This is a genomic window from Microbacterium sediminicola, assembly GCF_039531125.1.
In the GTDB taxonomy this organism is placed as follows: Bacteria; Actinomycetota; Actinomycetes; order Actinomycetales; family Microbacteriaceae; genus Microbacterium; species Microbacterium sediminicola.
This window is the reverse complement of record NZ_BAAAPL010000002.1, coordinates 130,762-143,964: the sequence shown is the minus strand read 5'-3', so window position 1 is coordinate 143,964 and position 13,203 is coordinate 130,762. Positions and strand designations below refer to the sequence as shown.

Annotated in this window: 10 protein-coding genes and 2 tRNA genes; 6 read left to right on the top strand and 6 right to left on the bottom strand. The window is 66.5% G+C overall.

Annotated features, from left to right (window positions below; translation table 11 throughout):
• Positions 1-9: 9 nt before the first annotated feature.
• The 5 genes from ABD206_RS09185 to ABD206_RS09165 form a co-directional block, all read right to left on the bottom strand.
• Entirely contained in the window at positions 10-483 is a 474-nt protein-coding gene (locus ABD206_RS09185; RefSeq protein WP_344071756.1) for a MarR family winged helix-turn-helix transcriptional regulator, read from the bottom strand.
• A gap of 21 nt (positions 484-504) precedes the next feature.
• Complete coding sequence (locus ABD206_RS09180) at positions 505-1,644, bottom strand: FAD-dependent oxidoreductase (protein WP_344071754.1); 1,140 nt, start codon at positions 1,642-1,644, stop codon at positions 505-507.
• Between the two features lie 94 nt (positions 1,645-1,738).
• Positions 1,739-2,794, bottom strand: coding sequence for an LLM class flavin-dependent oxidoreductase (locus ABD206_RS09175; RefSeq protein WP_344071752.1), 1,056 nt, complete (start codon positions 2,792-2,794; stop codon positions 1,739-1,741).
• A gap of 56 nt (positions 2,795-2,850) precedes the next feature.
• Positions 2,851-4,278, bottom strand: a complete 1,428-nt coding sequence (locus tag ABD206_RS09170) for an HNH endonuclease signature motif containing protein (RefSeq protein ID WP_344071750.1) — start codon at positions 4,276-4,278, stop codon at positions 2,851-2,853.
• Between the two features lie 80 nt (positions 4,279-4,358).
• Positions 4,359-5,357 (bottom strand): diacylglycerol/lipid kinase family protein, encoded by a 999-nt coding sequence (locus tag ABD206_RS09165; RefSeq protein ID WP_344071748.1) that lies wholly within the window; start codon positions 5,355-5,357, stop codon positions 4,359-4,361.
• Between the two features lie 66 nt (positions 5,358-5,423).
• Here ABD206_RS09165 and serS point away from each other — a divergent pair, with 66 nt between their 5' ends.
• From serS to ABD206_RS09140, 5 genes are all read left to right on the top strand, one after another.
• Positions 5,424-6,689, top strand: a complete 1,266-nt coding sequence (serS, locus tag ABD206_RS09160) for a serine--tRNA ligase (RefSeq protein WP_344071746.1) — start codon at positions 5,424-5,426, stop codon at positions 6,687-6,689.
• Positions 6,686-7,594, top strand: a complete 909-nt coding sequence (locus ABD206_RS09155) for an HAD family hydrolase (protein WP_425561187.1) — start codon at positions 6,686-6,688, stop codon at positions 7,592-7,594. Before serS ends, ABD206_RS09155 begins: the two co-directional genes overlap by 4 nt.
• Positions 7,595-7,700: 106 nt before the next feature.
• Positions 7,701-7,785, top strand: a tRNA-Ser gene (locus tag ABD206_RS09150).
• A gap of 67 nt (positions 7,786-7,852) precedes the next feature.
• Entirely contained in the window at positions 7,853-9,139 is a 1,287-nt protein-coding gene (locus ABD206_RS09145; RefSeq protein WP_344071744.1) for an LCP family protein, read from the top strand.
• 82 nt (positions 9,140-9,221) lie between these two features.
• A tRNA-Ser gene (locus tag ABD206_RS09140) sits at positions 9,222-9,310 on the top strand.
• A gap of 92 nt (positions 9,311-9,402) precedes the next feature.
• On the opposite strand, the gene ABD206_RS09135 is transcribed toward ABD206_RS09140, so the two are convergent.
• Entirely contained in the window at positions 9,403-10,650 is a 1,248-nt protein-coding gene (locus ABD206_RS09135) for an integrase core domain-containing protein (RefSeq protein WP_425561186.1), read from the bottom strand.
• 526 nt (positions 10,651-11,176) lie between these two features.
• Here ABD206_RS09135 and ABD206_RS09130 point away from each other — a divergent pair.
• On the top strand, positions 11,177-13,135 hold the full coding sequence (locus ABD206_RS09130) for a SpoIIE family protein phosphatase (protein ID WP_344071742.1): 1,959 nt from the start codon (positions 11,177-11,179) through the stop codon (positions 13,133-13,135).
• Positions 13,136-13,203: the final 68 nt, after the last annotated feature.

The following is a 13,203-nucleotide window of genomic DNA, read 5'->3' as shown; positions in this document are numbered from 1 at the left end:
GCGCGGAGCCTAGTCATCGCGGCACGCAGAGGGACCCGAGCGATCGCGCAGCGCGTCGTCAAGAGCCTGCAAACCTCCCAGCGCGTCGGTCAGGGCCGCGCGCTGCGCGTCCGGAAGCGTGGCGAAGGCCTCCCCGAGCGATCCCATCCACGTTTCGATGATGCTGGTCTGCTCGGCGAACGCGCGCTCGGTGGGAGAGATCCGGTTGACACGCCGGTCGGTGTCGCTCCTGCCCGACCGGACGAGGTCGCGCGCCTCCAGACGCCTGATGGCGGCGCTGACATTCGGCTGATGCATGCCGACGATCCGGGACAGTTCGCCGACCGTGGCACCGGGGTGTTCGAGCACCTCTTTGAGCACCGAGAGCTCGGTGCGCGGCACCGGTTCGATGCCCGCGCGATCCGGGATTCCGTTGTGGACGGTCCATGCGAGCGAGCGCAGAACGGCCGCCAGCTCTGCGGGCGGCCGTTCTGCGTGGGGCATGCGCGTCATGCTAGCAACGGCTCAGAAGGGCTCGGCCAAGACCTTCAGCACGTGGTTCGTGGCGGCGATGTTGTCGAAGTCGGGGCGTGTGCCCTTCTCCCACTCCGCGATGCCCAGGCACGTGTCGACGACGAGCTTGCACCGCTCGTACCGGCGCTCGGTGTAGGCCGTGAAGGCTTCCTCGACGGAGTCGTGCGCGGCGAGTTCTTCGCTGAGCACCACGCCATCCTCGATCGCCTGAGCCGCACCCTGCCCGAGGTGCGGGGTGACCGCGTGCACCGCGTCGCCGATGAGGACGATGCGCCCGCGGTGCCAGGGTGCCGGGGCGATGAGCGACTCCTCGGGGCGGAGCACGACGTCCTCGGGCGAGGCGTGGGCGATGTACTGGTCGCGGACGCGGCCGGTCAGCCCGCCGTACGGCGCGAGATGCGCCATGAGCGCGTCGACGAGGTCCTCCTGCGCGGGGCGGGCGTCACGCGCCATCTCCGCGTTGAAGAAGAGATACGCCAGGTCGGGTGCAATGGGAACGAAGCCCGACATCCCGTGCTCGCTCGGCTGGAGGACGATGCGGTCGATCTCGGGGTCGCGGGGGATGTTGACCCGGTAGGCGGACTGCCCGATGTAGGAGGGCGTGAGTTCTGTGGGAAGGACGTAGCGCCGCACCTGCGAACGCACCCCGTCGGCCCCGACGACCACGTCGTAGCGCGCGCTCGTCTCGTCGTCGAACACGACCGTGACCCCGTCGGCGTCGGGCTCGAGGGAGACGAAGGACGTCGAATAGCGGATGTCGACGCCCACCTCGCGTGCGCGGGTGGTGAGGATCTCGTGCAGCAGCGGCCGCGTGATGCCGTTCATGGGCGGGTAGTCGGAGCTCTCGATGAGGGTTCCGGGCATGTCTTTGATGAACTCCCCGTCGGCCGTGTACATGCTGCCCCAGGCCGCCGCACCGTAGCCCTGGTCGAGGCAGGGTTGTGCGCATCCGATGGCGTCGAGAGCGCGCAGCGCATTGGCGGGCTGGATGATGCCGACGCCGTAGACGGAGGAATGCAGGTCGGCCTGCTTCTCGATGACGGAGACGGAGAAACCCTCCTGGCGCAACGCGATGGCGGCGGAGAGCCCGCCGATCCCGCCGCCGATGACGAGGATGGTGCGATCGATCATGCTTCCTGCTTCCTTGCGGGAGCGCGCATCGGTGAGCGCTGCAGATCGATCATTGCATATTGAGCAATATATATCTAGTAAGATGGATTGTGAGTCACGACATGTGGCGTGCGAGGAGTTCCAGTGTTTCCGTGCGGCCGGGTGAGGCATCCATCGGCTCGCCCTCGCGCGCAGCCGCGACCGGCGAGATCATCACCTCGTCGACCTCCCACCGCCGGGCGAAGTCGGTCAGGCGAGCGGCGACATCGGATGCGGTGCCGATGAACCAGCGGGTGCGCGCCCAGGTGAGCATCGGTGCGCCGAGGGAATCCACGAGCTCGGCGGATGCGGCCTGCTCGACGGTCTCCAGCGCGGTGAGCGGGCGATTCCCGCGGAGCCGCGCCATCATCCGCACCTGTGGGAGGGCCCTGGCGTACGCCTCTTCCGTGGATTCGGCCACGACGACATTCGCGGTGAGGAACGTTCGCGGACTGTCCCCTTCGATCTGCGGCTGGAAGTGCGAGCGGTACAGCGACATCGCGCGCTCGAGCCCATCGCCGGAGAAGTGGTTCGCGAAGACGTAGGGGAGGCCGAGCGAGGCGGCCAGCTGGGCGGAGTAGTCGCTGGAGCCGAGCAGCCAGACCTCGGGGGCGGCGGCGGCTGCGGGAGTCGCGTGGATGGCGTATTCGCCACCGGACGTGAACCGCACCGTCGCTCCCTCGGGCGAGGCGTAGGCGAGGATGTCCTGGATGTGCTCGGGGAATCGCTCGACTTCGCTCGTGGTGCCCGACTGGCGGAGAACTCGGGTGATCACCGGATCGCTGCCCGGAGCGCGGCCGAGTCCGAGATCGATGCGTCCGGGCGCGATCGCTTCGAGGGCCGCGAACTGCTCGGCGACGACGAGCGGGGAGTGGTTGGGGAGCATGACGCCGCCCGAACCGAGACGGATGTGCGCTGTGCGCGCGGCCGCCGCAGCGATCAGGACGGGCGGAGCGGTGGACGCCACGGCCGGCATGTTGTGGTGTTCGGCGAACCAATAGCGCCGATAGCCGAGGCGCTCCGCATCTGCGACAAGCGTCATCGAGGCGGCTACTGCGTGCGCGCTCGTCTGGCCCGTGCGTACCGGCACGAGATCGAGCACGGATAGGGCGGGAGTGGTCGGAGCGCTCATCGTTGAACCCAATCGGATCGGGCGCGCTGCTATTCCCTTTTCCCCGGCGGCGCTGCTCAGAAGGGCGCCGCGGCGAGATCCTCCGCGAGCGGAGCGAAGTGCACCCCGAGGGTCGGGGGTTCGTCGACGTAGATTCGGCCGAGCGGTGATGTCCACTCCAGGACACCGTGCTCGAGCTGTCTCACCCGCCACGCAGTGAACTGCTTCATCGAATGATGCCTTTGGCAGAGGTGGCTCAAGTTCGCGACCGCGGTTCTTCCGCCGAGCGCGAAGTCATGGGTGTGATCAACCTCGCAGCGGATGGCCGCGACGCGGCATCCGGGGAATCTGCAGTGCTGATCTCGTCCGCGAAGATACCGATCGATGTCGGCGGTGCGTTCATAGCTGTCGGTATGCAGCACCTGGCCGGTGACGGGGTGCGTGACCAGTCGCTCCCACCACCGACCGCTGGTGCCGGCGAGCGCACGGGCGGTGGCGGGGTCGATCGGCGAGCGCCCGACGAGGTCCGACGGGCCCTCGTCGCGTTCGAGGAGCGTCAGCGCAGGGACCACGACCTGCACTTTCGCGCGGATCGCGCCGAGCGCCCCGCGACCGTCGCCCGGCACGAAGGTGTCGACGAGCGGATCGGCCGCGAGCAGCAGCTGTGCGAGCACATCTGCCCGGATCTGATCCATCGTGCGGGTGTCGCTCGCCGTAACATCGGCCGCCGTCGAATCCGCTGTCGGGTCATCCGCTGCGGCGTCATCTTCGGTCACGCGCGTCACGGCCCCACCAGCGAGCGGACCCACGCCAGACCCGCTGTTCTCTGCACCGGACGGTGTCCTCGACCCGCGCGCATCGACGATCGAGCGACCCATGTGCGTGAGCCGGTCGTAGATACCCTCGGCGACGACCGTTGGCTGAATGGTCCGCAGCTCGGACATGCCATCGCCCAGCGGGAAGACCTGGACCGTGCGGGTGTGGCGCGCGTCCTGATGCCGCTGGGCGAGTGTGCGGGGATGGAGTCGCTCGGCGAGGAGCGCGACGCCCGCCTTCACCCGCCCGGGTGTGTCATCAAGGCACATCTCGACGGCATCCGTCTCGAACTCACCGCGCGCCTCGGTCGGTAGCGCGGCTCCTGCATCGACGATGACGCGCACGTGACCGCGGGTGATCTCGCCCCGCTCCCAGGCAGACACGGTGACGGGGTAGTGCTCGACCAGCTCGCGCGCGTCGTCGATCTGGCGTTGCATCGACCGGTCGCTGGTTCGGGTCGCGCCGGCGAGCTCGGCGGCGATTCCACGCAAGGCCATGTCGTGCGCAGCCACCTTCGCCGATCGCCCTTGAGACTGCTTCTGTGCGAGGCCACCGGCGCGGGCATAGAGGCGGGTGCGTCGCACTTCGAGCGCGGCGATCTCCCGCTGCACCCGTTCGATGTCCGAGACGATCTCGTTGAGCGCCGCGGCATCAGCATCGCTGAATCCGAGTCGCTCGATCGTGGGCATGCTTCGATGCTAAAGAGGGCCCCAGACATTCCACGTGAGCGGGCGAGCGGACCTCCGCTTCGGGGGCGACACGCTCCTGCTCAGACCTGACTCACGTCATGCCCGGGCGGAACCGCGATGACCAGCGCGTCCTTCTCGACCCGGCAGTGGATGGCCACCGCCTCGCCGAACTCGTCACCGTCGAGTTGCACGGGCTGCGCCGCCTCTGGCGAGATGTCGACGCTGGTTCCTCGCGAGTAGAGGATCGACGTGTCCTGGGTCCGCAGCGCGTGCACTTCACGGGCGGGGAGGATCCGCCGCAGCGCCGAGTTCAGCCAGGCGACGCGTCGCCACACGAGGACCCAGCCGAACAAGCCCTTGGGTTGGACCACCGCGACATCCAGCTGGCCGTCGGCGAGAGAAGCCTCGGGGATGAGCGTGAGGCCTGCCGGCAGCGAGCCGCAGTTGGCGAACAGCACGCTCTGGACGCGGGCCGTGCGAAGCTTCTGGCCGGCGACTTGGTAGATGATGCGGAACGGCTTGTTGGTCAGGAGTGAGCGGGCGGCGCCGTCGACATAGGCGATCCATCCGAGCCGCTTCTTCAGGTCGCTGTTGGTGTTCGCGATCATCGCGGCATCCATGCCCATGCCGCCCATCACCACGAAAGCGTGCTCTTCGCGGGTGCCATCTGCACGCTGGAGCCCGGCGATGCCGACATCGATGTGGTGGTGGTCTCCCTCGAACGTCGCGCGCACCATGGGGGCCGGCCCCGACAACGGGAGCGAGAGATTTCGTGCGAGGAGATTGCCCGTGCCGGAGGGCACGATGGTCAGGGGCACAGAGGTACCGGTCAATGCCTCGGCCACTGCGCGCACTGTGCCGTCTCCGCCGGCGACGAGCACAGCGGCTGCCCCTGCGGCCACGGCCTCGCCAGTGACGCCCTGGCCGCTGTCGTCCACGGTGGTCTCGAAGAAGTGCGGTGCGCCCCATCCCGCGGCGGCGGACTCCTTCTCGACCAGGGCGCGCAACGATTTCTCGTCGACCTTGATCGGGTTGTAGACGAGCGCCGCCCGCTTCGCGGCGTCAGGGGAAGGCGGCATGGAACACACGATAACGGCCCGATCACGCCCGAAAGTACGGCCGGACCCCTGTGCGAGACTTGTCGGGTGATCGATCCCGCGCTTCTTCGTGACAATCCCGAGCTGGTCAAGCGCTCGCAGGCGGCCCGCGGACACTCCGCCGAGACCGTGGATGCCGCCCTCGGGGCCGACCGGGAGCGCCGGGCCGCCATCACGGCGTTCGAAGAGCTGCGTGCGGCGCAGAATGCGCACGGCAAGTTGGTCGCAAGAGCACCCAAGGAAGACAAGCCCGCCCTCGTCGCGGCTGCCAAGGAGCTCAGCGACCAGGTCAAGCAGGCCCAGCAGCGCGTCAGCGTCGCCGAGGAGGCCGCGGATGCCGCGCTCTCCCGGATCGAGAACGTCGTGATCGATGGCGTGCCGGCCGGCGGCGAAGACAAATTCGTCACGCTGCGTACGCACGGCGAGGTCCCCACGTTCGACTTCGCGCCGCGCGACCACCTCGAGATCGGCGAGCTGCTCGGCGCGATCGACATGGAGCGCGGCACCAAGGTCTCGGGCAGCCGGTTCTACTTCCTCAAGGGCGTCGGCGCGCTGCTGGAGATGGCGATCATGAACCTCGCACTGCAGCGCGCCGTGTCGGCCGGCTTCATCCCGATGATTCCCCCGACGCTCGTGCGTCCCGAGGTGATGCGCGGCACCGGATTCCTCGGCGAGCACGCCGACGAGATCTACCGCCTCGAGGCCGATGACCTCTACCTGGTCGGGACCAGCGAAGTGCCGCTCGCCGGATACCACATGGACGAGATCCTCGACATGGAGGCCGGCGCGAAGCGCTACGCGGGCTGGTCGACCTGCTATCGCCGCGAGGCCGGCTCCTACGGCAAGGACACCCGCGGCATAATCCGCGTGCACCAGTTCAACAAGCTCGAGATGTTCGTCTACACCACGATCGACGATGCCGAAGCCGAGCACCTCCGCCTCGTGGAGATGCAGGAGGGCATGCTGCAGGATCTCGGGCTGTCCTACCGCGTGATCGACGTCGCCGCCGGCGACCTCGGATCCAGCGCCGCGCGCAAGTACGACGTCGAGGCCTGGGTCCCGACCCAGGGGGCCTACCGCGAGCTCACCAGCACGAGCAACTGCACGACCTACCAGGCCCGTCGCCTCGACATCCGCCACCGCGTCGCCACCGGCAAGACCCAGCACGTGGCGACGCTCAACGGCACGCTGGCGACCACCCGCTGGATCGTCGCCATCCTCGAGACCCATCAGAACGCCGACGGGTCGGTGACGGTACCGGAGGTGCTGCGGCCCTACCTGGGCGGGCTCGCGGTGCTGGAGCCCATCGCGTGACCGAATCGCCGCTGCCCCCGACCGGGGAGATCGAGGTCATCGACGAGCGCGTCGCGGCGGCGATGGTCGAGGAGCTGGCGGAAGAGGCCGAGGCTGACATCCAGCACACACCGCGTCTGCTGATCGCGCTCGACGTCGACGGCACGGTGCTGCTCGAGGACGAGTCGCTGAGCCCGGGTGTTGTCGAGGCCGTCGCGCACGCGCAGCGCGCGGGCCACGAGGTCATGCTCGCGACCGGCCGCAGCTGGTCGAGCACGCGCGGTGTCGTGCGGATCCTGGGGATCTCGCCCGACTACATCGTGTGCGCCAATGGCAGCGTGATCATGAAGCTCGTCGATGCCGATGAGGCGCGCTACGAGCAGGTGCACACCGAGACCTTCGATGCGACCGAGGTTCTCGGGCTGCTGCGTGAACACCTCCCGGACGCGAAGTACATGGTCGAGCTCGGTGACGGGCAGCGGCTGTTCACCGAGGAACTGCACGACTGGAACATGTTCGGGGCCCGACGGGTGCACATTGATGACCTGGCCCATGAGCCGGTGTGCCGCGTCGTGGTGGTCTCACCCGAGCACCACGAACAGGACTTCGTCGACCTGGTCTCGCGCGTCGGCCTCAACGAGGTCTCGTATGCGATCGGCTGGACCGCATGGCTCGATATCGCGCCTCCGGGTGTGGACAAATCGACCGCACTGGAACTCGTGCGCGAGTGGCTCGGGATCGCACCCCACGACGTGCTCGTCATCGGTGACGGTCGCAATGACATCGGGATGATGGAGTGGGCCAGCCGCAATGGTGGGCGCGCGATCGCGATGGGTCAGGGGCCGCGCGAGGTGCACGAGGCCGCGAACGAGAGCACAGCTTCCGTTCACGACGGCGGTGTGGCTGCGGTCTTGCGCACACTCTGACGCCTGTCGTTCAGCGGGTTCCCATGCTCGTATGGCGAGAATGAGAGCAGGTCTGGTCGGTTAGGCTGGACACCGATTCGGTGGATGTCGCTCGCGGCATCCGTCGGGAGGGTTGTCCGAGCGGCCGATGGACCTGGTCTTGAAAACCAGTGGGCAGCAATGTCCCGTGGGTTCGAATCCCACACCCTCCGCAGTATGGCTCCGTTCGCGGACCTGCCCGAAGGGTGCGTGGGGGTAGTCGTCGCGAGAGGGACACCAGTGAGCAAGAAGACATCCGGCCGCCGCACCGTGGCGCGCCATGGTGCCCTGAAGTCTCCGCATCCCATCTCCGTCCTGCTGAAGGCCGTCGGCATCGTCGCGGCCGTGCTGCTGGTTTCGACCACCGGAGTTGCGGCCTACGCGGCCTACGATCTCGTCTCGACCTACGCGACCGAGAACGTCGTCGAGCTTGAGGAAGAGATCGAAGTTCCGCCGGACATCGGCGCCATCGAGGGTGGCGTCAACCTCTTCGTCGCGGGCACTGACGCCTGCGAGGAAGAGTGGTCGTGGCTCTTCGGTGCGCGTTGTTCCGGTTCCGACGCAGGTGGCGAACTCAATGATGTGAACATGCTTGTCCACATATCGGATGAGCCTCGCCGGGTCACGGTCGTATCGTTCCCGCGAGACCTCATGCTCCCGATTCCGTCCTGCGACCAGGGCGACGGGACGATGTCGTATGCCGCAAGCAAGCAGCCGCTGAACTCGGCGTTCTACTATGGCGGCGGCAGTGATGGCGGCGGTTTGGCGTGTGTTGTCAAGACGATTTCGCAGCTCACCGGCGTCAGCATCCCGTTCGCGGCGAAGATTACCTGGGGTGGCGTCATCAACGTGACCGATGCGATCGGCGGCGTTGACGTGTGTGTCGAGGGAGGCATCAGCGATCCGAACGCTGGGTTGTACCTGCCTGATGGGTGGTCCACCGTGTCCGGGGCCGAGGCGCTCGCCTTCTTACGCACTCGATATGGTGTCGGCGACGGGAGTGACCTCGGCCGCATCAGCAACCAGCAGCAGTACATGTCGAGCCTCACGAAGAAGCTCGTCAGCGAGGGCGTGCTCTCCGATCTCCCGACGCTCTACCGCCTCGCGACGACCGCCGTTGACAACATCACGAAGAGCTCGAGCCTCACGAACCCCATGACGCTCGTGCAGATCGCGCTGGCGGTCAAAGAGGTGCCGTTCGAGGACATCGTCTTCGTGCAGTACCCGACGTACACCGACCCCGATGACCCGAACAAGGTCGTACCGAACTACACCGCCGCAGACGCGCTGTTCGCCGCTCTTGAGGAGAACGCAGCGCTCGAGCTCACCGGCGATGTCGGCGCAAACGACTCCGTCGTCGAGGTCGCGACGGAAGAGCCGGTGACCCCCGCCGAAACGGCGACTCCGGATCCGACCGCATCTGCGACTGCCGAGCCGGCCGAGGAAGAGGTCGTCGTCACGCTCCCCTCTGCGATCACAGGGTCGACCGCCGCGCAGACGACCTGTTCCGTCGGAAACCTGGGCTGAGGGTTCCGCCTCGCGTTCGGCGCCGCGGACACGAGCGGTTAGTATTGACGAGCGCATTCGGCTGTTTCGGCGGCGGATGCCTGGAGACGTCGCATAGTCAGGCCTAGTGCACCACCCTGCTAAGGTGGAGTCCCCTCACGGGGACCGAGGGTTCAAATCCCTCCGTCTCCGCCGATTTTTCCGTGTGATGTCTCAGGACATCGGTGACAGTTCTGCATCAGGACATCGGCGACAGTTGGTGTGTCAGGACATCGGTGACACTCTCAGAGCTGTTTGCGGGGTCCACGGGGTTTGCCGTTGCCGACGTACTTCACGCCGGGTGCCGGCCAAGGGTGTTCGATGATTAGCGTGCCGTCGAGGTCGAAGATCATGATCCCTTCGCGTTCGTAGGTGACCAGGACGTCTTGCCCTCGGCGGGTGTGGCTGATGTTGAACCAGATTCCGCGGGCCTTGATCGTGCCGTTGAGATGGACTGTCGCGACGCGGATTCCGTTGACGGCCCGGCCTTGCGGTGGCGGGATGAGCCCTGTCTTGGGGATCGCGTATCGCTGCTCGGCAGGCAGCGGCCGGGGTGGCTCGGCCGTCGGCGTCGCATCCCACACGGCTTGCGGGGTAGCGCGACCGGGCAAGGCTTGATGCGGACGGTTGACGTTGTAGATCTGGTCGAATGCGTCGACCTGTTCCTGCAGTTCGACGAGGCTTCCGGCGAGGGGCTGCTTGTCGAGATATCGGAACAAGGTCTGGTGGAAGCGTTCGTTCTTGCCCTGCGTGGTCGGCTTGCCCGGTTTCCCTGTGATCGGCTCCACACCCAGTGCTGTGACGTGCGCGACAAGTTGCCCAAGGATCCCGCGACGGGATGGGTTGAGCGCCAGCCCGTTGTCGGAGAGCAGTCGTTGCGGAACGCCGTGCGCGGCGATCCCTTTCTTCACAACGGCGATCGCGTCCTTTGACGTCTCACCCCACGCCACATGGGAAGCGACGGCGTAGCGGGAGTGGTCATCGATGAGCTGGAAGATCACACACTTCCGGCCGCCGGCGAGGACGTACTCGGTCGCGTCGAGCTGCCAGCACGCGTTCGGCGCCGGATACACGAACCGCCGGAACGATGCCCGCGGTTTCTTCCGCGGCTCCGTCCGGGCAACCCCAGCATCACGGAAGATCCTTGCCAGCGACGCCACCGACGGCGCATCCATCCCGAGCGAGCGCGACTTCTCATGCACGCTGATCGGGCCATGATCCAGCCCGGAGGACTCGAGCGCCGATCGGACACCGATCGCCTGCTGCTTCACTTCGTCAGTGAGCCGGTTCGGACTGGACCTCGGGCGCCGGCTCCGCGGCTCCAACGCGGCGGCTTGCCCGTCAACGAGCGCCCGTCTTCGGATCTCGTAGAACGTCTTCCTCGAGACTCCGTGCTCGGCGCAGAACGTCGTCACCGAACCACGCGGCGCGTCCGGCGGCCATTGCGCGATCACGAGACGGACACGAGGATCAACAGGCTCAACGGCGCTCATCCCTCACAGATAGAACCGAGAAGTGTCACCACCAAACACACCGGAACCGTCACCCATGTCTTGACCCCGAACTGTCACCGATGTCCTGAGACAAGACACATCCGATTTTCCCGCGTATTTCCAAGGTTCCGGGGCTGGGTTGAATCAGGTGGTTTCGGTTCAGTCCGCGGCGTCCGTCGACGAGCATCGCGGCGCCGAAGATCCACGTCGTCGACTCCGATTGGAGCGACCCTGCTGCGTCTCAGCGCCCGCACGCTCGAACGGTGCGATCCACCTGCACTGACCGAGTTCGATCATCTGCTGGAATCTTTCGGTGTGCAGGAAGTGCGAAGCTCGACGTCGCCCGCGCGTCCGCGAACGCGCCTGCTGAGCCGTCCCGTACCCCGCAATACGGGACTCTGACCGGCAGATGCGTGACCGAGCATGCGCTGAATGCGCTCTGTTTTGGTGCCGACCTCAGCTGCGAGCAAGGACCGTGCAGCGTTAGCGCATATCGCAGCACTTCACCGAGTGGGATAGTGGGCGTATGACCGAATTCGTGACGGATGACGAACGGCGCGACTCCCCCTGGCAGGTGCGCGCCGGTATCGTCGCGCTCTCGTTCGGCCTCATCGGCCTCATCGGTTTTATGTCGCTCGCGACGCGACCGACAGCGCTCGCATCATCCGCGTGGTGGCCGGCCGCCGGGATCGCAATTGGTCTCGGCATTCAGTTTCCGAAAGCACGATTGTGGATTCTGGCTCCATTGGTCGCCGCGACCACTCTCCCCCTGGCGCTGTACGCCGGTCGGCCGGTCGTTGTCGCACTCGCCCTCGCCGTCGTCGTCGGTATCGAGATGAGTGTCGGGGTGATCATTCTTCGAGGGCGTTCCCCGCACATCCCAAGGCTCGAGAAGATGCCCGATCTCGGGCGGCTCTTGATCGCCGCGGCCGCATCGGCAGTCACATTCGCCGTCCTCGCAAGCCTTGTAGATCTCATCGCCGAAGGCCCTGCGGCAGCGCTCGAGCGCCTCGAGACCGGCGCAGCAAAACATGCAGCAGGTGTGCTCCTGATCACCCCGCTGTATATGGCGATGCGGCGTCGACGTTCTGCCACGTTGTGGTGGGAAGCGACAATCCAGATCGCGCTCACCGCTGCAACCGCCCTCTACGTCTTCGTCACAAACCCCGACCTGCCGCTCGCGTTCCTGCCATTCGCGCCGCTCGTGTGGGCGGCGGTTCGACTCTCGACACGAACTCTGATCATCGAGATGCTCGCAACGGCGGTGATCGCGTCGTGGGGGAGCGCGACCGGCTATGGGCCGTTTTCGTTTGAGCGACTCGGCGCGGGAGCGGGAAGCCTGGTCCTCCAGATCTTCGAAGTTTCTATGGTCATCGTTCTTCTCACACTCTCGCTCTCGGTGCGACGAGAGCGCAGCATGACCCATATGCTCCGCGAGAGCGAGGAGATCTTCCGCCGAAATTTCGACACCTCCGTTGCCGGCATGCTTATCCTCGAGCGGAGCAACGACGACCTGTGCTCCATCGTCCGCACGAACGGTTCCGCAGCGGGCATCCTCACCGACACCACCGTCGGTACCTCACTCACCAAGAACTTCAGCCCCGAAGCTCTGAGCGAACTGGCCACCGCTGCGGACGCAGCCGATACCCCGAACAGTCGGCTTCGGCTGGATTCGAACAACGGCCGCAGCCTCGATGTCAGTCTGAGCTACCTCGGCAGTCACGGTGGAAACCGCATCTACGCCATGCAGTTCCTCGACATCACCGAGGTTCTCGAAGCTCGTAAGGCCCAACTCGAAGAACTCGAGCGTGCCGCGCAAGTCCAGCGCGCGCTCGCGCCGCTCACGCTCCCCGATGTGCCCCATTGGGCCTTCAGCGCCCGGTCCATCCCGGCACGTCAAGTCGGTGGTGACTTCTATGACGTGCGGGTGAGTGGCCGTCATGGTGTGATCACTCTCGGAGACGTCATGGGTAAGGGTGTCGGCTCCGGCATGCTCGCCGCGTCCACGCGCACCGCGCTGCGCCTCCAAGCTGACGAAGAGAGCCCCGCCACGGCCCTGGCACGCACCGCCGATCTCGTCCAAGAAGACTTCACCCGCGCCGAAGCATTCGTCACCCTCGCCCACTGCACGATCAACTTCGCGACCGGTGAGCTCTCACTCGTCGATGCCGGGCACGGTCTCATCTTCGTGACCCGACGCGCAGGCGGGTCGGTCGAACGACTCGCCTCGACCGACCCGCCGCTCGGCATCTCGGAGGCCTGGCACGACATCACCACTCGAATCGAGTCCGGTGACACCCTCATCCTCCTCAGTGACGGTCTCCTCGATCTCTGGGACGACAAGATCGAGAACATCGAGGCCGAGCTTTCACGCCTCGTGGGCCGTGAGACACCGGCAGAGCACATTCTCGACGTGCTCTGCGCGGGCGCCGACCAGACTGTCGACCGCGACGACATCACGGCTGTCGTCGTCACTCGCCGATAGGGACGCGAGCCTCGCCGCTCGCCGCCCGCGAGGGCGCTGCACGCCGGCGCTGACGGAGCTCTCTGCTG

Coding starts and splice junctions, on each gene's coding strand:
- ABD206_RS09185 (WP_344071756.1), bottom strand. CDS start 483: ATGCCCCACGCAGAACGGCCGCCCGCAGAGCTGGCGGCCGTTCTGCGC.
- ABD206_RS09180 (WP_344071754.1), bottom strand. CDS start 1,644: ATGATCGATCGCACCATCCTCGTCATCGGCGGCGGGATCGGCGGGCTC.
- ABD206_RS09175 (WP_344071752.1), bottom strand. CDS start 2,794: ATGAGCGCTCCGACCACTCCCGCCCTATCCGTGCTCGATCTCGTGCCG.
- ABD206_RS09170 (WP_344071750.1), bottom strand. CDS start 4,278: ATGCCCACGATCGAGCGACTCGGATTCAGCGATGCTGATGCCGCGGCG.
- ABD206_RS09165 (WP_344071748.1), bottom strand. CDS start 5,357: ATGCCGCCTTCCCCTGACGCCGCGAAGCGGGCGGCGCTCGTCTACAAC.
- ABD206_RS09135 (WP_425561186.1), bottom strand. CDS start 10,650: ATGAGCGCCGTTGAGCCTGTTGATCCTCGTGTCCGTCTCGTGATCGCG.
- ABD206_RS09130 (WP_344071742.1), top strand. CDS start 11,177: ATGACCGAATTCGTGACGGATGACGAACGGCGCGACTCCCCCTGGCAG.